23 protein-coding genes and 2 riboswitches are annotated in these 25,879 nt (G+C 48.2%); of the genes, 19 read left to right on the top strand and 4 right to left on the bottom strand.

Features of this window, described 5'->3' with window-relative positions:
- Positions 1–1,324: S-layer homology domain-containing protein (locus tag KJS65_RS18315; protein ID WP_213651297.1), on the top strand; the 1,324-nt coding region annotated here is incomplete at its 5' end.
- Positions 1,325–1,368: 44 nt separating this feature from the next.
- On the opposite strand, the gene KJS65_RS18310 is transcribed toward KJS65_RS18315, so the two are convergent.
- Positions 1,369–2,019 (bottom strand): anthrax toxin lethal factor-related metalloendopeptidase, encoded by a 651-nt coding sequence (locus tag KJS65_RS18310; RefSeq protein WP_213651296.1) that lies wholly within the window; start codon positions 2,017–2,019, stop codon positions 1,369–1,371.
- Positions 2,020–2,070: 51 nt separating this feature from the next.
- Positions 2,071–2,158, bottom strand: a riboswitch (cyclic di-GMP riboswitch).
- A 103-nt stretch (positions 2,159–2,261) separates the two neighbouring features.
- A riboswitch (cyclic di-GMP riboswitch) is annotated at positions 2,262–2,348 on the bottom strand.
- Between the two features lie 340 nt (positions 2,349–2,688).
- Here KJS65_RS18310 and KJS65_RS18305 point away from each other — a divergent pair.
- The 5 genes from KJS65_RS18305 (at position 2,689) to vanT (ending at position 9,271) form a co-directional block, all read left to right on the top strand.
- Entirely contained in the window at positions 2,689–5,619 is a 2,931-nt protein-coding gene (locus tag KJS65_RS18305; RefSeq protein ID WP_244864618.1) for a family 78 glycoside hydrolase catalytic domain, read from the top strand.
- 5 nt (positions 5,620–5,624) lie between these two features.
- Positions 5,625–5,834: a hypothetical protein gene (locus KJS65_RS18300; RefSeq protein ID WP_213651295.1), complete on the top strand. Its 210-nt coding sequence runs from the start codon at positions 5,625–5,627 to the stop codon at positions 5,832–5,834.
- A 313-nt stretch (positions 5,835–6,147) separates the two neighbouring features.
- Entirely contained in the window at positions 6,148–7,209 is a 1,062-nt protein-coding gene (gene vanG, locus KJS65_RS18295; RefSeq protein ID WP_213651385.1) for a D-alanine--D-serine ligase VanG, read from the top strand.
- Complete coding sequence (locus tag KJS65_RS18290; RefSeq protein WP_213651294.1) at positions 7,206–8,021, top strand: D-alanyl-D-alanine carboxypeptidase family protein; 816 nt, start codon at positions 7,206–7,208, stop codon at positions 8,019–8,021. The genes vanG and KJS65_RS18290 overlap by 4 nt, the downstream gene beginning before the upstream one ends.
- Positions 8,018–9,271: a serine racemase VanT catalytic subunit gene (gene vanT, locus KJS65_RS18285; protein ID WP_244864617.1), complete on the top strand. Its 1,254-nt coding sequence runs from the start codon at positions 8,018–8,020 to the stop codon at positions 9,269–9,271. The genes KJS65_RS18290 and vanT overlap by 4 nt, the downstream gene beginning before the upstream one ends.
- A gap of 113 nt (positions 9,272–9,384) precedes the next feature.
- On the opposite strand, the gene KJS65_RS18280 is transcribed toward vanT, so the two are convergent.
- Positions 9,385–10,146 carry a DeoR/GlpR family DNA-binding transcription regulator gene (locus tag KJS65_RS18280; RefSeq protein WP_213651293.1) on the bottom strand — a complete coding sequence of 254 codons (762 nt, stop codon included), beginning with the start codon at positions 10,144–10,146 and terminating at the stop codon, positions 9,385–9,387.
- A 251-nt stretch (positions 10,147–10,397) separates the two neighbouring features.
- On the opposite strand from KJS65_RS18280, the gene KJS65_RS18275 reads away from it, so the two are divergent.
- The 5 genes from KJS65_RS18275 to phnX all read left to right on the top strand — a co-directional run bounded on the left by KJS65_RS18275 (position 10,398) and on the right by phnX (position 15,999).
- Positions 10,398–11,150: an ABC transporter ATP-binding protein gene (locus tag KJS65_RS18275; RefSeq protein WP_213651292.1), complete on the top strand. Its 753-nt coding sequence runs from the start codon at positions 10,398–10,400 to the stop codon at positions 11,148–11,150.
- A complete protein-coding gene (locus KJS65_RS18270) occupies positions 11,143–12,762 on the top strand; it encodes an ABC transporter permease subunit (RefSeq protein ID WP_213651291.1) in 1,620 nt (539 codons plus the stop codon). The genes KJS65_RS18275 and KJS65_RS18270 overlap by 8 nt, the downstream gene beginning before the upstream one ends.
- 312 nt (positions 12,763–13,074) lie before the next feature.
- Positions 13,075–14,067, top strand: a complete 993-nt coding sequence (locus tag KJS65_RS18265) for an extracellular solute-binding protein (RefSeq protein ID WP_213651290.1) — start codon at positions 13,075–13,077, stop codon at positions 14,065–14,067.
- A gap of 22 nt (positions 14,068–14,089) precedes the next feature.
- Positions 14,090–15,184, top strand: a complete 1,095-nt coding sequence (phnW, locus tag KJS65_RS18260) for a 2-aminoethylphosphonate--pyruvate transaminase (RefSeq protein ID WP_213651289.1) — start codon at positions 14,090–14,092, stop codon at positions 15,182–15,184.
- Positions 15,181–15,999: a phosphonoacetaldehyde hydrolase gene (phnX, locus tag KJS65_RS18255; protein ID WP_213651288.1), complete on the top strand. Its 819-nt coding sequence runs from the start codon at positions 15,181–15,183 to the stop codon at positions 15,997–15,999. The genes phnW and phnX overlap by 4 nt, the downstream gene beginning before the upstream one ends.
- An 85-nt stretch (positions 16,000–16,084) precedes the next feature.
- On the opposite strand, the gene KJS65_RS18250 is transcribed toward phnX, so the two are convergent.
- Positions 16,085–17,152 (bottom strand): LCP family protein, encoded by a 1,068-nt coding sequence (locus KJS65_RS18250; protein ID WP_213651287.1) that lies wholly within the window; start codon positions 17,150–17,152, stop codon positions 16,085–16,087.
- A gap of 302 nt (positions 17,153–17,454) precedes the next feature.
- On the opposite strand from KJS65_RS18250, the gene KJS65_RS18245 reads away from it, so the two are divergent.
- From KJS65_RS18245 to KJS65_RS18235, 3 genes are read left to right on the top strand one after another with little or no spacing between them, the layout of a single operon-like run.
- Positions 17,455–18,879 carry an MFS transporter gene (locus KJS65_RS18245; protein ID WP_244864616.1) on the top strand — a complete coding sequence of 475 codons (1,425 nt, stop codon included), beginning with the start codon at positions 17,455–17,457 and terminating at the stop codon, positions 18,877–18,879.
- Positions 18,872–19,726: a MerR family DNA-binding transcriptional regulator gene (locus KJS65_RS18240; protein WP_213651285.1), complete on the top strand. Its 855-nt coding sequence runs from the start codon at positions 18,872–18,874 to the stop codon at positions 19,724–19,726. The genes KJS65_RS18245 and KJS65_RS18240 overlap by 8 nt, the downstream gene beginning before the upstream one ends.
- Positions 19,723–21,204, top strand: coding sequence for a cellulase family glycosylhydrolase (locus KJS65_RS18235; RefSeq protein ID WP_213651284.1), 1,482 nt, complete (start codon positions 19,723–19,725; stop codon positions 21,202–21,204). The genes KJS65_RS18240 and KJS65_RS18235 overlap by 4 nt, the downstream gene beginning before the upstream one ends.
- 154 nt (positions 21,205–21,358) lie before the next feature.
- Here the strand turns inward: KJS65_RS18235 and KJS65_RS18230 are convergent, their stop codons facing one another.
- A complete protein-coding gene (locus KJS65_RS18230) occupies positions 21,359–21,757 on the bottom strand; it encodes a VOC family protein (protein ID WP_213651283.1) in 399 nt (132 codons plus the stop codon).
- Between the two features lie 393 nt (positions 21,758–22,150).
- Between KJS65_RS18230 and KJS65_RS18225 the strand changes: the two genes are divergently transcribed.
- The 5 genes from KJS65_RS18225 (at position 22,151) to KJS65_RS18205 (ending at position 25,876) form a co-directional block, all read left to right on the top strand.
- Entirely contained in the window at positions 22,151–22,462 is a 312-nt protein-coding gene (locus KJS65_RS18225) for a PadR family transcriptional regulator (protein ID WP_213651282.1), read from the top strand.
- Positions 22,463–22,486: 24 nt separating this feature from the next.
- Positions 22,487–23,104, top strand: coding sequence for a DUF2812 domain-containing protein (locus KJS65_RS18220; RefSeq protein ID WP_213651281.1), 618 nt, complete (start codon positions 22,487–22,489; stop codon positions 23,102–23,104).
- A 249-nt stretch (positions 23,105–23,353) separates the two neighbouring features.
- Entirely contained in the window at positions 23,354–23,869 is a 516-nt protein-coding gene (locus tag KJS65_RS18215; protein WP_374706197.1) for a sigma-70 family RNA polymerase sigma factor, read from the top strand.
- Complete coding sequence (locus KJS65_RS18210; protein WP_213651279.1) at positions 23,866–24,729, top strand: SPOR domain-containing protein; 864 nt, start codon at positions 23,866–23,868, stop codon at positions 24,727–24,729. The genes KJS65_RS18215 and KJS65_RS18210 overlap by 4 nt, the downstream gene beginning before the upstream one ends.
- A gap of 211 nt (positions 24,730–24,940) precedes the next feature.
- Positions 24,941–25,876, top strand: coding sequence for a carbohydrate ABC transporter permease (locus KJS65_RS18205; protein ID WP_213651278.1), 936 nt, complete (start codon positions 24,941–24,943; stop codon positions 25,874–25,876).
- Positions 25,877–25,879: the final 3 nt, after the last annotated feature.

The raw sequence follows: 25,879 nt of genomic DNA, 5'->3' as shown, positions 1-25,879 counted from the left end.
AACTGCAATTCAGTTCGAAGGTGTCACGTACGAACCAATTACAGAAGCATATGACTACGAAGTCCAAGCAGAAAATGACGTTCAAACAGTATTGTATGCACCGAAGCCCGTGGTAGACGAATCGCGTAATGTAACGATCCACCATGTGTATCAAAACGGAGAAGAAGAAATTCTGTTGGATACGACGTCCGTGAGAGGTAACATAGGTGATTCGGTTACGATTGCACCAAAGACTCAAATTGAGTTCGAGGGAGTCACGTACGGACCGGTTACAGAAGCACATGCGTATGAGGTCAAGGCAGAAAATGAGGTTCAAACGGTTTACTACGCCAAAACACGCACAGTTACAATCAAATATCTGGAACAAGGAACCAACAAGCAGTTGGCGGGCCCGACGAATGAAACTGGAATCGTCGGTGCTACCATTACCCTGAAGCCTGTAACGGTAGCAGGATTCACATCTGCTAAAGTGAGCGACACGTACGTCGTCAAAGATAACGAAACGCAAGAATATGTATTCTACTACGCGGCCAATTCGGGATCTAACCCAAATCCGGGTGGGGGAAGCGGCGGTGGAGATAATTCAAGCACACCGTCGGGTTCATCAAGCGTGACACCACTGCCACCGGCACCACCGGTAGTTGCACCATTGCCTCCAGCGCCACCGAAGCTGGAAACCGATAACCATTACAACTATATCAATGGTTATCCAGATGGAACGATTAAACCAGAGAACAATATTAGCCGTGAAGAGGTTGCAGCCATCTTCTATAGATTGATGGATGATGCGACACGCAGCGACTATATCAAAAACATCAGCTCTTATAAGGATGTTGAAAAAACTCGCTGGTCTAACAAAAACATCGCTACCATGGAAAACGCGGGTATCATTACCGGCTATCCGGATGGAACATTTAAACCAGGCCGTCAAATTACAAGAGCAGAGTTTGCTGCTATTGCTTCGAGATTTGATGATTTGGATGAGCAGGTAAATACGTCGTTCTCAGATATTAAAGGCCATTGGGCTGAGAAGTATATCGTATCTGCTGCGAATAAAGGCTGGATTAAAGGATACCCGGACGGCAAGTTTAAACCGGATCAATACATCACACGTGCGGAAGCCATGGCTTTCATCAATAGTGTACTGAATCGTAAAGTTAAAGTAGAAGGTATTCATGAAAATGCGAAGACATGGCCGGATAATACGCAAAACAAATGGTATTACACGGATGTGCTCGAAGCGACCAACTACCATGAGTACACCAGAAACACAGACGAGACGGAAACTTGGGAACAAGTAAAACCCGATCGTGTATATCCTTAAGTCATAATAAAAGGCTCCTCTCTAGATGAGAGGGGCCTTTTGTATTATTTATTGAAGAGCTTGTCCATATAATCGTAGGTTAATGGCGTGTTTTCTTTCAGCTCATTGCGAGTGGTTTCATTGTAAACGTACATACTGGCTGCTTCTGCAAAATACTCAACAGGGTAGACCGACATGTAACCATCATTTCCATAGGTAACACTTGCTTCTTTATTGAAAATATTCTTGAATTCCTGGGTATCGCTCGCATTATTTAAGACGAAACGATCGATGGCATGCATGGTTTCATGGATTTCAAGATTGAACGAATTATGGCCCTTGCCTTTTTTACTGTAGCCAATCCGAACAACAACGTCTTTTTCGCTGACACCAGGTACATCATCCCAGGTTAAACCCGTGCCTTCCCAGCCTCTTGGAGTCTGGCCCTTCAGGTAGTTCAGCTCCGGTTCGTTGGTGATAATGTCGTTGGTCAGAATGATTTTTACACCTTTATCATTTAAAGTCTTCAAGATCGGCGCAGGTATTCTCTCTAACCGATCCATCATGGCGTTTGCTTCCTTCACATTATAATTGCCTGTTGGCAGGACAACTAACTGATCCATGATCGAAGCTTGTGCATGAACTTCATTCTTAGGAAATGCACCAATCAATGTGAAAATGATTAGCATGGCTAATATACGTTTTGTCCATTTCATCTCAAACATCCTCCAAAAGCCAACGTTTTACGAGAACCGTTGAGCTTCAATATCGGTAACTGGCTAGCATGGCGAATAGATCGCGGTAGCTCCTATAGCTTTGCGCCCCCATCTTTCAATGGGTTTGCCTTTGTCAATACGGAGTTGACATATGTAATTGTCGAACAATGATAAAAAGCACGAAAAACCCTTCTCACCGAAATAAGAAGGGTTGAATAACAACGAATAACGTTGCACCTTATGTCGGTAACTGGCTGGCATAGCGAAGACTCGCGTTAGCCCCTGTAGTTTTGCGTCCCCAATTTTCAATGGGTTTGCCTTTATCATTTTTTTGGGTTTTGGTAAATAAATCTATTATCTACCATTATATTAAATCTGCTAGATTTAATAGTCAAGAAAAAAATCATTACGTTAGAACTATGGATTGCTGCAGCGGAATAGCCCTTTTTTCCCATCTTAAACTTGACGGAAACTGTCATCACCGGGATCTGCAGAACATGGCATTTTTTCCGGGATGAATGAATATATAATTCTCGAAAAAAAGTTGAATTTTCTATTTTGAAAAATTCAGCATTATGGCAGGAAAGGTACGTGCGGCTGGTGAAACGTAACAGCAGAACAATCATGTATGCGATTACAATTATGCTTAAAAGGGAGCTGAAAAGCAGGATGAATGCGAGATCATGGACCGCGCAGTGGATTTGGGGAGGCACGGAGGAAAGCCCGCGCAATGAATGGCGCTGCTTTCGTAAGGTTTTTGAATTACCTGAGGAAGTACTTGGGGAGGCTCTGCTTCATATTGCTGCGGACTCCCGTTATGTTCTGTATGTGAATGGGGAGCAGGTGGGCCGCGGGCCGGTACGTTCATGGAAAGAGGAGCAGTTTTACGATTCCTATGAAGTAGGACATCTGCTGCATGCAGGAGAACGTAATGTGATTGCTGTCCATGTACTGCATTTTGGCGTAACGAACTTCTACTATATTCGCGGACGCGGCGGACTGTTGGCAGAGCTGGAATACGGAGTGAAATCAGCGGGAGGCACAGCTGCAGAATCGAATCGAATAATGCTGGTGTGCAGTGACGATACTTGGACGACCTCAAGGCTGCAGGCGCAGAAACCTAACTCTCCGCGTATGTCCTGCCAGCAGGGCTTTGCCGATATATACGATGCCCGGCAGTGGGATGAGCGCTGGGTAACGGTTAAATACCGGGAAGACGGACCGGATTCTATGTGGGAACCGTCGAAGGTGATCGGACCGACGGGTGTGGACCCTTGGAAGCGGCTTGTACCAAGAGACATTCCTTTTTTGACGGAAGAAAAGATCTATCCATCCCGCCTGATGTCACTGCGCCGGGTTCAGGCACCGGCATGGTCTGCCGTTCTGGATTTAAGGGCAGCGATGATGCCGGATAGTGTATTTCATGCCAATCCTGTGAGCTTTGTTGGTTATTTAGCGGGGGAGCTGGTATTGAAAGAAGCCGGTCAAGTCACCTTCGGATTCCCGGCTGGCTGGCGGACAGAGAACATGTGGGTGGATGGCAGGCTTTGTTCTGACTGGTACGGAGAATCACCGGAACGGTACTGCACCATGGAGCTTACGGCTGGAGAGCATTTTGTGCTGATAGACGTTACATCATGGGATCATGGGGGAGGCTTTCATCTGGCGGCGCATGCCGAGGTTCCATTGGAATGGAGATCGCCTGCTGGAGAAGGGACGCAGCCGGATGGGCCACCGCTTGTGATCATCGGCCCGTTTGATGCGACGGTTCATATCGACCACCAGGAACCACAACCGATGAAGCTGGACCATCCAGAATATTTGAAGGCTGCGGGTGCAGCAAATTTCAAGGAGCTTCGGGATCTGGCAGGCTGGATTCGTCCGCTGCCAGCTTCTCTTTACAGCGAGGAGGATGTGTTCGGTGCTAACGTTTGGACGGTAGAAGCGGATCCGTACAGCATACCTTCGCAGCTGGAGCATGCGATTTTGCCGACACCTGAGCCGGGAGTGCTGCCATTATTCGATAATGGCGCCAGCGATTGTGAAATTGTGGTCGACGTGGGCAGGGAAACATCCGGATTTATTGGTTTCGAGTTGGAAGCAGAAGCTGGTACGGTCATCGATGTCTATGGATTTGAATATATGCGTGATGATTACAGGCAGCATACCTACGGTTTGGACAATACAATCCGGTACGTGTGCAGACAGGGGCGGCAGCGGTATTTGTCCCCGGTTCGCCGGGGATTCCGGTATATGGTGCTGACGGTTCGAAAAGCGGCCGCACCTGTAAAGCTGCATGAGGTGTACGTTAACCAAAGCACATATCCGGTGACGAATACAGGCGCATTCCAATGCTCCGACCCGCTGTTAAATGAAATATGGAATATCAGCCGGCATACGACGAGGCTGTGCATGGAGGATACGTTTGTAGACTGCCCGTCGTATGAGCAGGTATTTTGGGTAGGGGACAGCCGGAACGAGGCTTTGGTTAATTATTATGTTTTTGGCTCCCTCGATATCGTCAAAAGATGCCTGAATCTCGTCCCCGGCTCAAAAGACATGTCGCCGCTGTATATCGATCAGGTACCGAGCGGCTGGAGCAGCGTGATTCCAAACTGGACGTTTTTCTGGTCCATCGCCTGCCTGGAGTACGTGGAGCATACGAACGATAAAGATTTTGCCGTGAAAATTTGGCCGGCGGTGCAATATACACTGGAGCATTACCTCCAGAAGTTGAATGGGGATGGCCTGCTGGATATGCGGGGGTGGAATCTGCTGGACTGGGCACCGATCGATCAGCCCAACGAAGGCATCGTTACACATCAGAATTTGCTGCTCGTGCTTGCGCTGAACAAGGCTGCGGAGCTTGCCCGAATCGCAGGCGAAGAAACTGAAGCTATCGAACGAATGCTTCGTGCAGGGGAAAACCTGTCATTGGCGATCAATGCCCACCTGTGGGAAGAACGGCAGCAGGCGTATCTGGACTGCATTCATGCGGATGGAAGACGGTCGGATATTTTCAGCATGCAGACACAGGTATTGGCTTACCTTACAGCGGTGGCAACTGGTGAACGCAAAGAAATCATTGGTGAATACCTGTTGAAGCCCAAAACAACCTTTGTCCAGATAGGCAGTCCGTTTATGTCGTTTTTCTATTATGAAGCTTTGGTGGATGCTGGGCGGTATGATCAAATGTTAAACGATATCCGCCACAATTACGGACAGATGGTGCGTTATGACGCCACCACCTGCTGGGAGATGTATCCGAATTTCTCGGAGAACAGGGCTAATCCTGACCAACTGACGCGCAGCCACTGCCACGCCTGGTCGGCCGCACCGGGTTACTTTCTGGGCCAAGGCATTCTTGGCGTGAAACGTGCCGATCCTGGCTGGACTCGAGTCTTCATCGAGCCGCAGCCTTGTGATCTGGCCTGGGCAAGAGGTAGCGTGCCATTGCCGCAAGGCGGCCGGATTGATGTGAGCTGGAGCGTGGAGGGCGATACCATGAATGTACGCGTGGCTGCGCCAAGCAGCATAGAAGTAGAGGTTCGAGTTCCGGATGGGATGCAGGAGCAGGTGACTTTGGTGGAAAACGGATAAAGGATTTGAAACGTAGGAATCAGGATCAATATGATCCCAATACCGTCAACACTTTGACGGTATTTTTTTATGAACCAAAGCGTCTATCACAACGTTCGGAAGCGGGCAATTCCGGGGCTCTGCACCTCATTTTCGATAATGGTTTGATTGCTTTTCTCATGATAGGTGATAACGGTATCGAAGCTGGCTCTAGAGCCTTGTTCGGTTATATCTAAACAGGGAATTTAGATGGAGTGAGCTACTTTGAAAAGGCGATTCGGGGCGATTATCGTCATTGTGTTATTGACCATCTGTTTAGAAGGATGCATATCACGTACAGAGAAAAAAGAGATGGTTGAGACACAGATATATTCTCCTCTGAGATGTATCCCCGTCTTTATCTTTTCTTTAACTTTCCTTTACCAACTTTTATTTTTAGTTTCAATTTGTTTAATTTTCCCTCTCTATAATGAAGTCATCTTGGTGCTGGTCTAAGCGTGAAACATACGGTCCAGCCCGCATGAACTGGGGAGATTATCGATGCAAAATATACAAAAGAAAACGGTCGCTGTACTGTTCGGCGGCTGCTCGACGGAATATGAAGTATCGCTGAAGTCTGCGGCTTCGGTGATTGATCATTTGGACATGTCAAAATACGATCTGGTTCTGATTGGCATTACGAGGGAAGGCATCTGGTTCAGATATGGCGGTAGTACGGAGGAAATCCGTGAAGACCGCTGGCAGACGCATCCCAGCTGCATTCCTGCATTCATTTCTCCGAGCCGGGAGCTGGCAGGAATTGTAGAGCTGGCGGGTACGGAATATCGTGTGACTCCGGTGGATGTCGTATTTCCGGTGCTGCATGGCAAGAACGGCGAGGATGGAACGATGCAGGGACTGCTGGAGCTGGCGGGAATTCCTTTTGTCGGCTGCGATACACTGTCTTCGGCGGTGTGTATGGACAAGGGGATCGCAAGCCAGCTCGTGAGGGCTGCAGGGATCGATGCAGCAAAGTCAATGACCGTATATGCCGGAGATGATCTGTATACAGCGGTAAAAGAGGCCGAACCGCTCGGGTTTCCCCTATTTATTAAGCCAGCTCGTTCCGGATCTTCATTTGGCATTACCAAAGCATATGACATGCTGGAGCTGATGGATGGCATCCGTTCTGCCTTCAAGCACGACAAAAAGGTTATTATTGAGCAAAATATTCCTGGTTTTGAGGTGGGCTGCGCCGTACTTGGCGATGCAGATCCGATGATCGCGGAAATCGATGAGATTGAGCTGAAAAGCGAGTTTTTTGATTATGATGAGAAATATTCCTTAATCTCTTCGAAAATCCACCTACCGGCCAGAATTTCCGAAGAAGTGGCTGCAAGGGTCAAGGAAACGGCGCTTTTGATATACCGCTCGCTAGGCTGTACAGGCCTGGCCAGAGTGGACATGTTCATCAGCGAGGATGGTCACATTGTGTTTAACGAGGTCAATACGATGCCGGGATTTACGGCGGCAAGCCGCTACCCGAATATGATGCGTGCAAGCCATATTTCATACCCTGGGCTGATGGATCAACTGATCCAACTAGCCATGGCAAGGGGGACGAACTCATGATGGGTACAACAACAGACCGCGTGATCCGTATCGATCCGAAAATGGTTCACCGCGGACATTTGATCCTGGTCAATTCGGAGCATCCACTGCAATATGTGATCCACCCCAAAAATTTAATGCAAGTCACAGACATTACGCATGCAAGCATGGAAGAAAAAAATATGCGCCTCGAGCGGACATGCTTGCAGCAGCTGGATGCATGGTTCACGGCATGTCAGGCCAAAAAGCATACGGGCATCGTAAGCGGCTACCGTACGCGTATGGAGCAGCAGCGTATTTACGACCAGTCTTACGCGGAAAATGGCCCGATCTTCACCGCGAGCTATGTGGCGCAGCCTGATGAAAGTGAGCATCAGACGGGTCTGGCTGTAGATATCGGCGAACTGAAAGCTGGAGTGGATTACCTCTGTCCGTCCTTCCCTGAACATGGCGTATATGCAGAATTTCGCCAGCAGGCAGCTGAGTACGGATTCATCCAGCGCTATCAGCAGGGGAAGGAGCATCTGACCCATATCGCCTGCGAGCCCTGGCATTTCCGTTATGTAGGTGTCCCGCATGCCATCATCATGGAGCAATACGGCATGTGCCTTGAAGAATATACGGAGTATATGAAGCAGTTCACGTTAAACGGTCCGCATTTATTCAAAAAATATAAGAATCATTTGTTCGAGATGTATGTTGTGGAAATGGGAGAAGAAGAGAAGGAAATCATCATCGGCATGAATCCGGGTACCCGGGTGGAGGTCTCCGGCAATAACATGAACGGTTGTATGATTACGATCTTTCATGAACAGGGGGAGACAAACCGATGATGCTAACGCATGGGTTGCTTTCCAGATATCATTCACTTCCAACGGTTGTGATGGCCCCAATCCGCTCAAATAATAAAAAGAAACAATACGTACCCGTCATGCCTTCAAACAGCAGCCAAAAGGAAGCTTCACGTGACAGGGCTTGGGCGGAAATAAATCTGGAGCATGTAAGACATAATGCAGCAGAGCTTCAGTGGCTTTTGCCCTCGAAATCCAAAATCATGGCAGTCGTCAAAGCCAATGCCTATGGGCATGGAAGCATTGAGGTAGCTAGATGTCTAAACCAGCAAGGAACCAACCATTTTGCCGTTGCGGAAATCGGGGAAGGGATCCGCTTGCGGAAGCAGGGGATCCTTGGAGAGATTTTAATATTGGGATATACCTCCCCTGAGCTTGCATCCGAGCTGGCAAAATACCGGCTGACGCAAACCCTGGTGAGCAGGGAATACGGCGAGGCGCTGGAGGCTTGCAACGTTCGTCTCAACGTTCATATCAAAATCGACACCGGCATGAACCGTCTGGGAGAGCCTTATCAGGAGCTGGAATCGATTATGAAGTGTTATCAATTTCCGCATCTGCATGTCACCGGTACATTCAGTCACTTATCCATGTCCGACAGCCTGTCACAGGCAGAAAGTGATTTTACACAGCTGCAGCTTCAGCATTTTGACGAGGTGATCAGCCACCTAAAAGCAGCAAAGTTCGATCCTGGGCAGGTTCATATCCAGAGCAGCTATGGCATTCTGAATTACCCTGAGGTTTGCTACGATCTGGTCCGCCCCGGTATTGCGCTGTACGGACTGCTGAGTCATGAGGGGAATGAAGTGCGATCCCATGCCGATCTGCGGCCAGTCCTCTCTCTAAAAGCAACCGTAACCCAGGTAAAAGAGGTAGGAGCACACCATCCGGTCGGATATGGCTACAACTTTCTACCTTCCCATGATATCCGGATCGCCACAGTTTCCATTGGCTACGCCGACGGTATTCCGAGATCGCTTTCCGATCATGGCGGGTATGTTCTTATCCGCGGGCAGCGGGCGAGCATTATTGGCAGTATTTGTATGGATCAATTAACAGTAGACGTTACCTCCATCGATGGCGTCCAGCAGGGTGACACGGTCACGATGATTGGGCAAGACGGTGGGGAAACCATTACTGCCAGCCAAATTGCAGGACGCTGCGGAACGGTGACCAATGAGATTTTGAGCCGCCTGGGCAGCCGGGTTGAGAGGGTTTATACGGGGCAATGATAGACAATGACAGCCGAACAAGCCGCAATAAAAGAATCTGCTTGTATATTAAAAAAAGGACCTTTTCCTAGAGCGCTTACCCTAGTGAAAGGTCCTTTTCGTTATTTCCAAAGTTAAGTGTCGGCAATAACTAAGCATGAGTTGGTTTTTTTGAACCTGGGAAGGAAGCTCTTGTCCACGTTGTTATCCGTCACAATCGTATCAATGCGATCCAGCGGCGCAATGGAGATCGTGACGTCCTTTCCGAATTTGGTGCTGTCGGCGGCGATGAACACCTCTTTGGAGAGTTCAATCATTTTTTTGCGCGTAATGGCTTCTTCCAGGTTGTAGTCAGAGATTCCTCTTTCGATCGTGATGCCGCTGCAGCAGATGAAGGCTTTCCGGACGTTCAGCTCGTGAAAATTGAAAATATAATCAAACGCCACGACGGACTGCTCATCCTGTCTGATTTTCCCCCCGATAATGATCAGCTCGACCTCACAGTGCATGAGCTCATTAATGACAGGGATGGAATTGGTGATGACGGTGAGCTTCTTTTTATGCTTAATATATTTGGCAATCTGATAGGTTGTCGATCCGCTGTCTATATAGATACAATCACCATCGCTGATATATTCGCTGCATTTGCGGGCGATCTGTTCCTTTTCCACTAAATGATTGACCATCCGCTCATCCATGGAGGACTCTCCGAACCTGTCCACAAGCTTGACCCCGCCATAAATTTTCTCGATTTTCCCTTGGCTTGTCAGCAGATTTAAATCCCTCCGGAGGGTATCGATAGATATATCCAGCTCTTCTGTCAGTTCTGTTATTTTGAGTACTTTTTTGACTGTTAATAGATCGAGAATTTTCTTTTGCCTCTCTAATGGCAGCATCGCTCTCACCCGCTAATATATGACGTTTAACTGCAATTTTTTTCAACATTGAAACAATTTCAGTGTACTGGTAACACCTGTGTTATTCAATAGGTTTACATAGATCATCATGTTTAACAGTCCAATTCATTATAAAGTTAGTCATGAGTTATGAAAGAGTTATGCATAATTTACGTAAAATTTACATAGAGAAGGATTTCGGATGACATATGATTTTTATACTGAGGTTGTGTTTAAGGGAGGTGAGCGGTTTGCTGAAGCTGCAACATATTAGCAAACAATTTGACGATAAAGTGGTTCTTGATGACATCAACCTCGAAATTGGCACGGGCGAGATTGTGTCGCTCCTCGGTCCAAGCGGCAGCGGGAAGACGACACTGCTCAACATTATTCTAGGCCTGACGGAAATGGATCTTGGAAGCATTGTATTTAATGAGGCGGACATAACCCATGTACCGATGAAAAGGCGCGGCTTTAACATTGTTTTTCAGGACTATGCCTTGTTCCCGAATCTAAACGCCTATGACAACATCGTCTATGGCTTGCGTAATAAAAAAGGCTCGGTGAGCGAGAAGGAGGTTCAGGAATATATCGATTTTCTGGAGTTAACACCGCATCTGAAAAAGAGAATCGGCGAGCTATCCGGCGGGCAGAAGCAGCGAGTGGCACTTGCAAGAACGCTGGTAACGAAACCGAAGATCCTTCTGCTCGACGAGCCGCTTAGTGCGCTGGACGGGGTGATCAAGGAGTCGATCAAGCAGCGGATTCAATCGATAGCGAGAGAATTCAAGCTGACGACGATCATTGTCACGCATGATCCCGAGGAGGCTCTGACGCTGTCTGACAAAATACTGATTATCAACCAGGGCAAAATCTCTCAATTCGGCACGCCTAAAGAGATTATTAACCAACCGGACAATGAATTCGTAGAGCAATTTATTATCAAGCAATTACAGATTAAACGGCAGAATATTTATAACTTGTTTGGTGAGATGTATGCATAGAGTCAAGCCTGAAATGCGTATTGTGTTCACCTTGCTTCTGCTGCTGTTCGCCGGATTTCTATTCCTGCCGCTTATTGTTCTGCTCAATCGTTCGTTCGAGACAGACCACGGCTTCGCGCTTGAGAACTATGTGTCGATCTGGAAGGATCGGGATTTGATCGGGGCTACACTGAACAGTGTAAAGGTATCCGCGGTTACCGCGGTCATCACAACGGTGTTCGGGTTTATCCTGGCCTACTCCATTCATTGCACGAAAATATACCGCCCGATCAAGGGCGTGCTGAAAACTGTCATTATCGTTCCGATGCTGCTGCCAACGATTACTTACGGCTTCGCCATCATGTATTCATTCGGTAATCAGGGATTGATCACGAAGATTATTGGACGGAACCTGTTCGAAATTTACGGATTTAACGGTCTGTTGATGGGATATGTTATTTACACGCTGCCGCCGGCATTTCTGCTGATCCATAATGCCTTCGGCTTTATCGATAAAAAATTCATCATTGTATCCAAGCTTATGGGCGACGGAACGGTACGGAGCTTCTCGAATACCATCCTGCGTCCGTTAGCGGGTGCTCTCGGCGGAGCGTTCGTCTTGTCCTTTATCTTGAGCTTCACGGACTTCGGGATTCCTGCCTCGGTGGGAGGCACGTATTCTGTGATTGCGGCTCAGCTGTATCAGGTGATGCTCGGCTCCATTCCGGACTTTAATCAAGGCGCAGTCATCGCGGTGCTGATGCTGGTTCCGGCGGTATTCGGAATCTGGCTGCTGCAGTATCTGGAGAAGCTTAATTTTCACTACGACAAGGTGACCGACACCGAGCTTCCAAGACATCGGGTGCGTGATACGGGCTTCGGAATGGTCTCTTCCGTAATCGTTCTAGGTATGCTGTCCGTCTTTGCGGTTATGTTCATTGCACCTCTTCTGAACAGTTTTCCATACGATCTTACCTTTACGTTCAAGCATGTCATTAACGTATTTCAATCCAGTGATTTGACGGGAGTCTATAAAAATTCACTGTGGGTAGCGCTATTAACCTCCCTATTCGGCACACTGATCGCGTATGGATCGGCGCTGCTGAATGTGCGAACATCGCTCAGGGCGAGATCAACGACGGATATCATCTCGATGATGACCAACACCGTGCCAGGCATGGTGCTGGGGATATCGTACCTGCTCCTGTTTAACGCTAGCAGCTTGAAAAGTACGTTTACCATCATTATCCTGTGCAACATCGTGCATCTGTTTACGACACCGTATCTCATGGCCAAAAATTCCCTCTCCAAGATGAATCCATCCTGGGAGACCACGGGAGAGCTGCTCGGTGATAGTTGGTTTAAGACGATCTGCCGGGTGATCCTGCCGAACTCAGCGTCCACGGTGATCGAGATGTTTAGCTATTATTTCATCAATTCCATGGTGACGATCAGCGGGATCATTTTCCTGGTATCGGCGCAGACATCCGTCGTGGCCAGCAAAATCAAAGAGCTCCAGCATTTCGCCAAATTTAACGAGATCTTTGTGCTGTCCCTGCTGATTTTCTTCACCAATTTACTGATAAAGGCAGTATGCGATTTTCTTCAGAGAAGAAGAGCGGTGCGGCGTTGAGGCAAGCAAGATCTCAATATTTGTATCACTTTGAGAGCGAATGATTCTTACGATGGATCGCCCGTAGGTCAAGAGTAAGCCGACGCTGCTGAAACTGATGTCGATTTCATTTACTCGATATGAAGCGAAGTAGCGGAAAGGACGGAATCGTGCTGAAGAAGCGATAGCGTTCGCCTAAAAGCTTTCCAAAGGAAAGCTACTTCGGAAGCATAGGTTGTCATCGGAAGCACGATCCGTACTCGTAGCGGCCTTCCGCGCACCCCAACTTATTTTTCACAAACCATAAAAATATAAAGTGAGGGATTTACGATCATGTCCAAAACGATTAAAGGAATGCTGCTCACATTATTCGCGATCAGTCTGGTTATTGCAATGACAGGATGCAGCAGCAGCAAGGCGGAGGAAGCGAAGAAGGTTGTCATTTACACGAATGGCGATGAAGAAGCAGTCGCTTCCATGGAGACAGCACTGAAAAACGCCGGCTATGATGGCAAATACGTGCTTCAATCACAGGGTACCTCCGAGCTGGGCGGCAAGCTCATGGCAGAGGGCGGCAAAATCGAAGCGGAACTGATCACCATGAGCTCCTATTTTATCGAAAGCTCGCAAAGCAAGTACCCCATGTATAAAGACCTTACGTTTACAACAGATGCACTGGATTCTTATCCATCCTACTATACGCCGATTTTGGCCAATACAGGTTCGATCTTCGTCAATACGGAAGTGCTGAAGCAAAAAGGACTACCTATGCCGACATCGATCAAAGACCTGACGAAACCGGAATTTAAAGGCCTGGTATCGATTCCGAACATTATGGACTCTTCTACAGGCTGGCTGCTCGTACAAGCAATTATCAGTCATTACGGCAAAGAAGAAGGAAAAACCGTTCTACATGACCTGATTGCTAACGTCGGTCCGCATCTGGAGAGCTCCGGTTCCGGTCCAATCAAGAAAGTAGAGGCGGGAGAAGTCGCTGCCGGTTTCGGATTGCGTCACCAGGCGGTTAAGGCAAAAGCTTCCGGAGCACCAATTGACTATGTCGACCCAGCCGAAGGGAACTTTTCGCTGACGGAATCCGTGGCTGTGGTGGACAAAAAGAATGCCACGACCGATCTTGCGATGAAAATGGCAGAGACCATCATCAAGGATGCGAGAAAAGATTTGATTACCAACTATCCGGTTGCCCTGTATAAAGGCGAGACCGTCGAAGATGTCAACAAGCCGGCTAAATCCATGAAATTTGCAGAGCCATTGACCGTTGAGCTGCTCAAAGAACATCAGGATTTCTTCAATGCGGCTAAATAATTCAGCAGGGAGCGAAGCAAAGATGAAAACATACAAGCTATTAACACCAGGACCGCTGACCACGACAAGCACCGTGAAGGAAGTTATGCTGTTTGACCGCTGCACATGGGATGATGAATATAAATCCGTTACGCAAAAGATCAGATCCGAGCTGCTGACGTTTGCAGGTGCCAACCCGGATGAGTATACGGCCGTGCTGATGCAGGGCAGTGGAACGTTCGCGGTGGAATCGGTCATGACCTCTGCCATCTCTGACAATGATAAGGTATTGATTATCACCAATGGCGCATACGGTGAGCGGATCATCCAGATGGCGGAATATATCGGCCTGAACTATACGGAATACCGTGTAAACTATGACGAACATCCGGAGGAAGCGAAACTTAGAGCCCTGCTGGCAGCAGATCCGGAGCTTACGCATATTGCGATGGTTCATTGCGAGACGACGACAGGCATTTTGAATCCGCTGGATATGGTTGCGAGACTGTCCAAGGAATATGGAAAAACACTGATTATTGATGCAATGAGCAGCTTTGGCGGCATCGAGATTGATGTGGCGGGACTTGGAATCGACTATCTGATCAGCAGTGCGAATAAATGCATTCAAGGCGTTCCAGGATTCGGATTTGTAATTGCCAAGCTCGACAAGCTAACCGCCTGCCAAGGGATCTCACGCAGCCTGTCCCTGGATTTGTACGACCAGTGGAAGGGCATGGACAAGGACGGAAAATGGCGTTTTACCTCTCCGACCCATGTCGTCGCCGCATTTGCCAAGGCGATTGATGAGCTGGTGGAGGAAGGCGGCGTTCCCGCAAGATTTGCCCGCTATCAGCAGAACAATCGGCTGCTCCGGGAGAAGCTGGCGAGTATCGGCATTCATGCCTATATTTCAGAAGAAAAGCAGTCTCCGATCATTACAACCTTCCTGTTCCCGAGTGAAAGCTTCAGCTTCGGAGATTTCTACGCTTACGTGAAGGAAAGGGGCTACGTGATCTATCCGGGTAAACTGACGGACGTGGATACCTTCCGCATCGGCAATATCGGGGAAATCTATGTGGAAGACATCGAGCAATTATGTGATATCATCGGAGAATACTTGGGGGGAATTGGACAATGAACAAAATCGAAGGCGTTATTCTGGACTGGGCTGGCACAGCGGTAGATTTTGGATGTTTTGCACCGGTCAATGTATTCGTGGATATATTCAACCATGCCGGCATTGAAGTGACTATGGAAGAAGCAAGAGGTCCGATGGGCATGCTGAAGATCGACCATATCCGTGCGATGCTGTCCATGCCGAGAGTGTCCGCGCTATGGGAAGACAAGTACGGCAGATCCTTCAATGAACAAGATGTTGAACGGCTGTATGCCGAATTCGAGCCTGCGCTGATGGCATCCTTATCCGAATATACAGATCCGATTCCTGGCGTGATCCAGACGGTTGAAGCACTCCGGGCGAAGGGTCTGAAGTTTGGCTCAACGACGGGCTATACCAGCTCCATGATGGAGGTGGTTGTATCGAACGCCCGGGAAAAGGGCTACAGTCCGGATTATTTGGTAACACCGGATGATACGCACTCACTTGGCAGACCCTATCCTTATATGATCTACCGCAATATGGAGCAGCTGAAGCTGTCCGCATCCTGGAAGGTCGTCAAGGTTGGCGATACCACTTCGGATGTAAAAGAGGGCGTGCAGGCAGGCGTATGGTCGGTTGGCGTCGTGATCGGGAGCTCGGAAATGGGGCTGAGCCAAGAGGGGTACGATAGCCTATCCGATTCCGAAAAAGAAGCGGCAATCACGAAAACAAAACAGACTTTTATGCAGCACGGGGCTGATTTTACGATCAATACCATGAACGAGCTTCCACAGTTAATTGAGAGCATTAACGGGATGCTGGCTGAAGGCAAGAGACCTGGCTGTGTGAAATAAGCTGCTTCAGCGCATTTCCTATGCTGTATAATTAGATAGAACGCGAAAATCCACAACCAGGAACGGCTGTGGATTTTTTTGCGCGTCATCGCTTATTTTGACCGGAGTTTGTATAAAGCCCCAAGTGTTCGCCATAGTCGATCTTGCCGTTTGGCTTCAGCTCCACATTCGAATACAGGGTTTCCATCGCCTTCGTCAAATCATCCTTGTTCCAATAAACAAACGGGCTTTTCCAATCCCCCTCTACTGTTAGCAGGTTGGTGGTGTCAGGCTTCATCTTTTTGAAGTTCAACAGCCACCGCGTCAGACTTTTCTCGGGGATATCTGTTTTTACGTTATCGCCGATAATGTCCAGAATGCTGCCCCATTGACTAATGCCGTTCAGGGAGGTCAGCTTGTCCAGCATCTGGCTCAGCACTTGCTGTTGGCGTTTGTTACGGTCGAAATCCGAGGAAGGCGAGGTTCCGTCATTGGACTTACGATATCTGACAAAATCCAGTGTTTCTTTCCCGTCGAGATGCTGCAAGCCTTTGGTCAGATTGATATTCGTCCCATCGGCGGTATCCATATAATGCATATCCATGTCCACATCGACGTCAAAGCCGCCTACGGCATCCACCGCTTGACGGAATCCGTCAAAATTAATCAGAACCATGTAATCAATCGGAAGGTGGAACAAATCGCCAATGAGCTGCTTGGTCTCGGTCATGGCCGTTGACTTATCTTTAATATAGTTATGAGCATAAAAATAGTTCGCTTTATGGCTTGATTGTCCGGCTGGCGTTATTTTCAGATCCCGCGGAATCGATAACAGACTTGCAGATTTAGTCTCCGGGTTCAGCGTCACCAGCATCATGACGTCAGTATTCATCGTTCCGCCGCTGCCCTCACGGTTATCGACTCCGGCAAGCAGGATCGTCATGGGCTTCATGTCATCTTCAGTCACGTTTTCAGTTACGGGTATTGTATTTTTTGTTTCCTCATGCTGCGGCGACTGATACTCGGCAGCGGAAATTTTATGTACGGCAGACATAGCTTTATGATGTAGAAATCCCGCATAGGATCCGGCGATCAGAATAAAGAGCCCAATGACACTGACAAAGCTCCATATTACAGTACGATATATATTCTTTTTCTTTTTAGGACGGGCCATATAATCCTCCAATTTCTTGATGGTCAATCAGCTTCGGAACCCGAAGCAGGTCTAACTGAACGCTCCTTTCTGATGTTAATCGCTTTACATATGTATACTATAAAATATACAATCGATCAAATTTATGCGTTTAAAACTAAACAATAGGAGTGTGGTGATGGATAAGGGACTTACCTCTCACGAATAAAAATATTTTTCTGAACCCCCTTTAATCTGGAGTTACTCCATCCTTTATAATAAGGGCAAATTGAGATATTCAGATGAATAGAGCAGGATTCCAGAGCGAGAGAGGAGAAAAAAATTTGATCATCTTGAGGAAGATGGCAGGCTCCGTTCGTGGAGCTTTTCGCTTTACCGGCCCGGGGTTGACCCTGAAGCAAAAATGGCAGCTGGCTTTGCCCGGGCCCGTCCTGTCCGTCGGCGGTGTGCTCATCCACAACGTATTCATTAAATACTATACCGATATGATTGGGCTGAGTCCAACCTACGTAGGCTGGGTGTACATTATTTATAACATTTGGAATGCCGTAAACGATCCGATGATCGGGGTCTGGATCGACAAAATGAGGAACCGTCCGAACCGCGGCAAATATGTCTATCTGATGCGTGTCACGGTTCCCTTCATGATCATTTCCTCCTTCCTCATGATGCTCTCAAGCCCAGAATGGAGTCAATGGCTTATCTTCCTGCTCTATACCGTTGAACTCTTCATCTACGACACAGCCGCAACCGCTTACAGCGTGGCTTATCAATCCTATACACTGATTGCAGCCCCCACCAAAGAGGAACGCGTTGATGTTAACATCATGCAGAATTACGTTTCTCAGGCCATGTCTTTTCTGATCACGCTGATTCCCACCCTGCTGCTGGTCGGTGATGGGAAGCGCGAGATCATTATTCCGATTTTTACGGCGGTTATCGCGGTGGAGACGATATTCTTCGTACTGGCGCTGCGCGGACTTCCGGATGATGCCAAAATGCATGAAACGCTTCAGTCCCAGCCGCTCGGATCCGGAGAGCTGTGGAGGGAAGCGTGGCAAATCGTCAAATCCCGTCCCTTTCTCACCTATGTGTTCTATTCCATCATTACGCTCGGGCCGATTGGTTTTTACTTCACACCATACCTGTATTACATGGATGACGTGCTCAATACGGATGGCGTGACGGCAACCATTGTGGATGTCAGCACGCATGTGATTGCGCTTATGTTCCTGCCGGTCATAGGCTATATCGTAAAAACCTGCGGTACGAAGAAAAGCATCTACCTCGGTACAGGTTTCGCGGTTCTCGGCTATGGCGGCATCTTCCTTGCGGACAATATCTGGGCAGCAGCTGCCTCCTATGTACTGATCGTATTCACCGTCAATTACTTCCGGACGGCGACATCGCAGGTAGGCGCGCTTCTGATTGATGAGAACGAACGTGTAACCGGCGTACGGAAGACGGGGCTGTTCAACGGCCTGTTCTCAATCTTTATCATCGCCTTTTCCAGTCTGCAGACGGTCATCTTCATGAGCGTGATCGGGGCGTTCGGCTATGACGGGCTGGCAACCGTACAAACGGATTCCGCCGTGCTTGGCATCCGGGTAGCAACCGGTTTGATCCCGTTAGTCACGGTATTCATTGGCCTTATTCCGATGGCCTTGTATCCATTTGACAGGCAAAAAGAGGAGGAAATATCCGCATTCAGCAATTATGCCAGAAGAGGAGGACCACAAGATGAATAGTCCGCTGCTTAAGCTGAAGTTTACGATTGGCGAGGTTTCAAAGATTTTGGATATCCCCATGGATACCTTGCGCTACTATGACAAAATCAACCTGCTCCCTTCAAACGACAGGGATGGAAACGGGTACCGTTACTATGATCTGGAGCAGTTTGATTCTTTGATAACGATCCGGATGCTGCGGGCGATGGATGTTCCGATTGAGCGGATTCAAAATCTACTGACCAGCGACAGTCTGGATGAAATTCGTGAGCTGATTGAAGGCAAAAAGCGGGATGTCATCCGGCAGCTGACGTTTTTGAAGCAGCTGTCCCAGAAGCTGGATGCAATGGATGAGCAGTTCCGCCGGTTTGAGGATACGGACACGATTGAGCTGGTGAAAAGTAATCCATTCTGGGTGCTGCTCACCGACTCTGTCATGGAAAGCGGGGACAAGAAGCTCGGAAGCCGGGTTCAGCAGCAGGTACGCAGCATGAACGTTCACCAGGAATGGCTGGCATTTTGCCATATCATTTCGGTTGTTTCCAAGGAAAATCTGGAGTCAGGACAATATCACAGCTATCTGCACAACGGTATTCTATCCACTTTTCCTATGGAGGAGAACACGGGAATCTTTCAGAGACTTACACCCTGCTACTGCGCGAGGAAATGCGTCGTGATCGGGAGGGAGGGCTACGCCGAACTGGATGAACACTACGACCAGATGAAGGCGTTTATCCGTCGCAGAGGCTTGCAAATCGACGGTAATTCTCTGGAAGTCAATCTGTATAACCAGTACAACAAGCACTATATTGAAATGTACATTCCTGTAGCGGAAGCCGGGAATATCAAAGGGGGAGATCAAATATGAATAAACTGATCGTTGACGGGCAGCGGATCGTGAATGATAACGGGCAGCAGGTGATTTTGAGCGGGGTGAACCTGGTCTGCAAGGATAAGAAAAAAGGTTATGTTACCCCCTGTACTGAAGAGTTGTTCGCCTGGTTTAAGGACCAGGGCTTTAATGTGATCCGTCTCGGACTCATTTGGGATGGCGTGGAGCCTGCCCCCGGCGTATATGATGATGATTATTTAGGCAGGATCAAACAGCAGATCCGCTGGGCGGAGCAGCATGGCATCTATGTTTTCCTGGATATGCATCAGGATTTGTACAGCTCATTATATGGTGACGGGGCACCGGCGTGGGCAACATTACCGGATGATCTTCCCCATGTGACAGGCAGCTTGTGGAGCGATGCTTACCTGGAAAGCCCGGCAGTGAACCGGTCACTGGATCATTTTTGGGCAAACGCATCCGCTGCGGACGGAATCGGTCTGCAGGATCACTACGCGGAGATGTGGAAGCATGCGGCGGCATTTTTTGCGGATTGTCCCAATATCATCGGCTATGACATGATGAATGAGCCTTATCCCGGCACCCAGGGGCAGGAGGTGTTCGGCATGATGATTGCTGCTTATGCCCAAGAAGTCATGGGGCATGATGATGCAGATATGGAGGATCTGGCTGCGCTTTGGTTTGATGAGGAGAAGAAGCAAGAGGTGCTGGCAGGCATGGCCGACATGAAGACGTACGGGATGCTGGTGGACCAAGCGAGGGAGGCGTCGCAGCGGTTTGAAAGGGATGTATTGACGCCCTTTTTCAGCAAAACAGCAGCAGCGATTCGAAAGGCGGCACCGGATGGTTTTTTGATGCTGGAGACCAGTTATTTTGCCAATATGGGCGTGGAATCGGGGCTTGAGCTTGCAGATGAGAACGGATCGATCTTCCCGGGGCAGGTATTTGCTCCACATGGTTATGATCTGGTGGTCGATACGGAACATTATGAGATCTATAACCAGGAGCGGGTGGATTTGATCTTTGCCACACATCACAAAGTGCAGGAACGCCTGAATATCCCCGTCCTGATCGGTGAATGGGGGGCTTTTACGAATCATCCGGCGACGCTCGGGCTGGCCTTGCAACTGATCGCTATTTTCGAAAAGTACTTATGGAGCAACACATATTGGTGCTGGTGTGACGGTTTCCGGGAGTCTCCATACAGTCAGGCGCTGCAGCGTGCTTATCCGCAGACCACTGGCGGCGTTCTTGAAGGCTATCATTATGACTATGATAAGGACATGTTTACTATGGAATTCATTCCATCCGGCGGTACAACGATTATTTATCATCCTCATACTGCACGTCTCAATCGAGAAAATATCAGCACTAAGGGTGCGGATGACAGCATGATTGATATTGAGCCTTTTTCAGACTCGGAGAGCGGATTTGTGACCATCAAGGTTCCTGCTGGAGACCATCGCGTATCCATCAAGATAGAATTTAAGTAGCCTTATAATTCCTGGTATTACCCTGATCGGGGAAGCTGCCGCCCATGCTGGGCTCACTAAAAAGGATCCGCTGTTTATAGCGGATCCTTTGAATTTTCGAATTGTTGCCACTCCCCCAATGGAGGCCTCACTCACTTCAACGGTCCGTCAACGCCTACCGCTGAAACCGTTTGATGGCTTCCTCGGTCACCGGCGTGAAGAGGTTAACCAGGTTGCCGTCGGGATCGCGAAACAGCACAGCACGGTTCCCCCACGGCATCGTGGTCGGTTCCTTTACCCACTCGTCGACAAACGGCTTCAAGCGCTCGTATTCGGCATCGACATCATGGACGCGGAATTCGATGATGACAGTGTGATTGTCGGCCGCCACTGCGGAACCAGCGCCGAATAGTTGCACCGTCTGGGAGTGGCCGATCGCCAGGGTGCACGATGGCATAACAAGTTCGGCAAAAACAGGCGCGGGGCGTTCCGCCGAAACACCCGTGACTTTCTCATAGAACTCGACGAGACGATCCACATCGTCGGTAATGATGCGTACAGAAGCAAAATTCACAAGATATCATCCTTCCTATAATAAATGACACAATCTCATTTCATTTTAGGCCAGAGCCAGCGAAGTGGTGTCCCCCAACTCATGCAAGACATACTTCGCATTGATCTCCCAGTCCTTTACGTTTACTTACTCCGATTATAAAAAACCGCTACTGACAACGGTATGTCAGTAGCGGTTTAACGTTTTTTGAGCTTCAGTTCACCTGATCGTCCAAGGATGAAATCGCCACGGCGACCTCTCGTTTTACCCGATTATCAATTTGGCCGGCAAGATTAGCCACTGCATTGAAGTTTTTGGCCATTTGTCTATTGCATTATACAGTCAGACTATATATAGTATAACTATACAGTATGGCGATATAAAGTGGCGCTGAACAAAAAGGGGGAATTTCCAATGAACAGAGACAAAAATCTGCCGCTGACAGAAACGGTTTATTATATACTGCTTGCTTTGCTTGAACCTGCACATGGATATTTGATTATGCAAAAGGTGGAGGAGCTGAGCGCGGGCCAGGTACGTATGGCTGCAGGAACCCTTTACGGAGCGGTGGAAAATCTTTTGAAGCAAAAATTCATCCAGCCGGTTCACAGTGAGGACAGCCGCCGCAAGGTGTACGTCATTACAGATGGGGGCCGGGAGATATTGCGCCACGATTATGAACGGATGCGCCACATGCTAGAAATGACGAATACGATAATGGGATAAGAAACGGAGAAACGGGGGATCGTCATGAAAAAGGTTAAATTTTTTACGAACTTCGACCATGAGGAGCAGTGGCTGAACGAGATGGCCATGCAGGGATATGCGTTGGTGGGGAAATCATTTGCCTACGAGTTTGCACAGGTGCAGCCGGAAAATTCGAATTATCGGATGGATTACCGCATCTTTAAAACTCGTCAGGATTTTGAGGACTACAAAGCGCTGTTCGAAGATAGCGGCTGGACCCATATTGCCGGAACCAAAAGTTCAGGTTCTCAATACTTTAAGCAAACAGGAGAGCAGGAAGTTGAGGATATCTTCTCCGATGTGGATTCCAAGGCTGCGCGATACAAGCGGATTTCCGATATGTGGTTGTCGCTGGCTTGCTGCTTTATACCGCTCTTTGCGGTGTTGATTTCAACCGATGCGATTGACGTGACGGCGTTTATCAAGCCCAAGCTGCTCTATTACACGCCGGGGCTGTGGGACATGAGCGGAGGACAGTTTTGGCGGGCATTTCTTTTCGAAACGCCGTTTGCCTTCTTCAGGGGCTTTACCTGGCTGATCATCCCGGCCATGATTCTGGTTTATGCTATTTTCGCCTATAAGGCCAAGAAGCAGTATCAAAACACGCAGCAGGGGCGGTAGCTGCCGCTTTTGCACCAATCAAAAAAAGCTTCCCGGGAACCGACAGGCAGTTCCGCGAGGAAGCTTTTTCAGTTATATATGGAATCGTTATTATCCTAGCTTTCCTTGGCTTGTTCCACAATCATGAAAAAAGTTCATTGAAACTTTCTTGCACTCTCCTCAGTCTAACGGGCATAACAGCATATAATGACTCTTTTTCAGGATTAGGCGGTATAAGTTGAATGCTTTAGCCGCAAGGGGGTGAACAAACTGAACCAAGAAAACAAAAAATTAACAGAACAGCAGTTCAGTGAGCAAATAGAGGCCTGCAAAGAAAAGCTCTACCGGTTTGCTTACTGTTATGTGAAAAATGAACAGGAGGCTTTGGAAATCGTATCGGAAGCAACGTACAAAGCCTATCTATCCTTTGGAAAAATGAAAAACCCGGAGTACTTCGAGACCTGGATCAGCCGGATTGTGATCAACTGTGCTTTGGATCATATGAGGAAAAATAAGAAATACACCTATATTGAGGACAGTGCGGTAGAGTTACCAGCCAAGGAGGATCCGGTTTTACTGGAGGAAAAGTGGGATCTATATCAGGCGCTGGATCGGCTGCAGCCGGAGGACAAAGCCTTTATTATTCTGAAATATTTTGAGGACCAGCGTTTTAAGGACATGGCTGATGTGTTATCTATGCCGGAAAACACCGTCAAAACAAAGGTTTACCGTATTCTTGCCAAACTAAAGAAACATTTAATAAAGGAAGAGGTGGATATCACATGACAGGAAAAGAAAGCTACGAAAATATCGAGATTCCATCCCGCCTCTCCGGGGTTATTCATGAAGCCACGCAGCGGGGGCGCATCCATAAACGGAAAATGAGATGGCTTCGCGGCTCGTCCACCCTCGTGGCTGCTTGTGCGGCTCTCATGATTACCGTTAACGTGCCGAGCGTGGCCATGGCTTTATCCGATATACCCGTTATTGGCTCCATTGTAAAGGTGCTTCAGGTTGGCAGCGGGGGCGAGCGCACGGATGGCGTGTCCGTCACAACGACGGTTCAGGAAAATACGCTGAATATTCACTTCAATATCGATGGTGAGCAGATCTCGAATGCTCCGGCATACACGGTCGATCGCAAGGAAGCACCGAATCGTCTGATCTTTACGTTTAATGGGGTCCGTAATCTTGATTTTGAGAAGCTGAAGCAGGATATCGGCGCTCTGTCGAATGTGAAGGATGTCTACAGCAATGTCATTCTGGATGATTCGGCGGTGCGCTTTGTGGTTGAACTCAAGGATAACATCGACTATTCCGTGTCCGAGTACCAGAAGCCCGGGTTCATTCAGCTGAAGTTGTTTGGCGCCGCAGAGAAGGAGAAAACGCATGAAGTCTTCTATGTTCGAAGCCAGGAAATGGAGCTTGGTGAGATGCTGGGGATGCTCGATGAGCAGTATGCGGAGGATGGCAGCAATGTCATTAAAACAAAGAACGGTAAGTATGTCGTAGCGATGGGCGGTTTTGCGTCGCGCAGTGATGCAGAGGACCTTCTTCGTGAATTATCTGCCCGGGAGGATTACAGCGAGCCGCTCCATGTTGACAGCTGGATGAGCAATGATAATCCTCAAGTAATCAGACAATGAGGTCTATTCAATCATAAAATGAGGGGTGTCCCACAAGCCATGTCAGTGGCTAGGGACACTCTTTTCTGTTGGAGTGTAATAAGATTTCGTGCTCTGGTTCTTTGTTAGAAAAAGTAAATATATTTTCAAATCGGTCATTTTCATTTCTTATTCGTGACTCCGACTTTCGTTATGATTTGTTTATGAACTCTACGTGAATGAGGTGCATTCTATGAACAAGGCATTAGCGGAGACGGAAAAGGGAACGCAGACCACGGCCGTGCGTCCGAGACGGAAACGGGGAGACAACCTGTCAGGCTATCTTTTTATCGGGCCCATGCTGATTGGGCTGACTGTTCTCACGATCATCCCGACCATTATTTCGCTCATTCTCAGTTTTTCGGACTGGAGCTTTATCGCTGGGCTCGGCAAAATTAAATTTACGGGAATCAAGAATTACACGCTGCTTTTTCATGATCGGGTATTTCTCATTTCATTAAAAAATAATTTGGTTTTGCTGCTTGTCGTGCCCATTCAGCTCATCATTTCACTGGTGCTGGCAGTCGTCATTGATAAGTTAGTTTACCTGAAAAACTTTTTCAAGGTCATTTTTTTTCTGCCTTATATCTCTAGTATCGTTGCGGTGGCCATCGTCTTTCAACTGCTCTTCCACCCTTCATATGGACCAATTAATCAATTTCTTAAGACTCTCGGGGTGAAGAATCCTCCGATCTGGTTGGCCGATGTCCATTATGCACTGCCCTCCGTAATGATCATTATGGTCTGGGTTGGCATCGGGTTTAGCCTTATCGTGTATATGGCGGCTTTACAATCGATACCCAAGGATCTCTATGAATCGGCGGATATCGACGGGGCGGGGACATGGACAAGGTTCTCGAAGATCACCTTTCCGCTTGTTTCGCCTACGACCTTCTTTCTCCTTGTCACGGGCTTTATCAGCACATTTAAATCGTTTGACATTATCAAAGTACTGACGGAAGGAAGGCCAGCCTACTCTACGTCCGTCATTACCTATTACCTGTATACAACGGCTTTCGAGAATTTAAAGACAGGGTACGCGTCTTCCATGGCCTGGGTGCTTTTCGGATTCGTGATGCTTATCACTCTCTTTCAATTGTATGGACAAAAAAGATGGGTCAACTACTAGAAG

The organism is Paenibacillus sp. J23TS9, from assembly GCF_018403225.1.
GTDB lineage: Bacteria > Bacillota > Bacilli > Paenibacillales > Paenibacillaceae > Paenibacillus_AQ.
The sequence above is the reverse complement of the archived record's forward strand: the minus strand, read 5'-3'. Positions and strand labels throughout refer to the sequence as shown.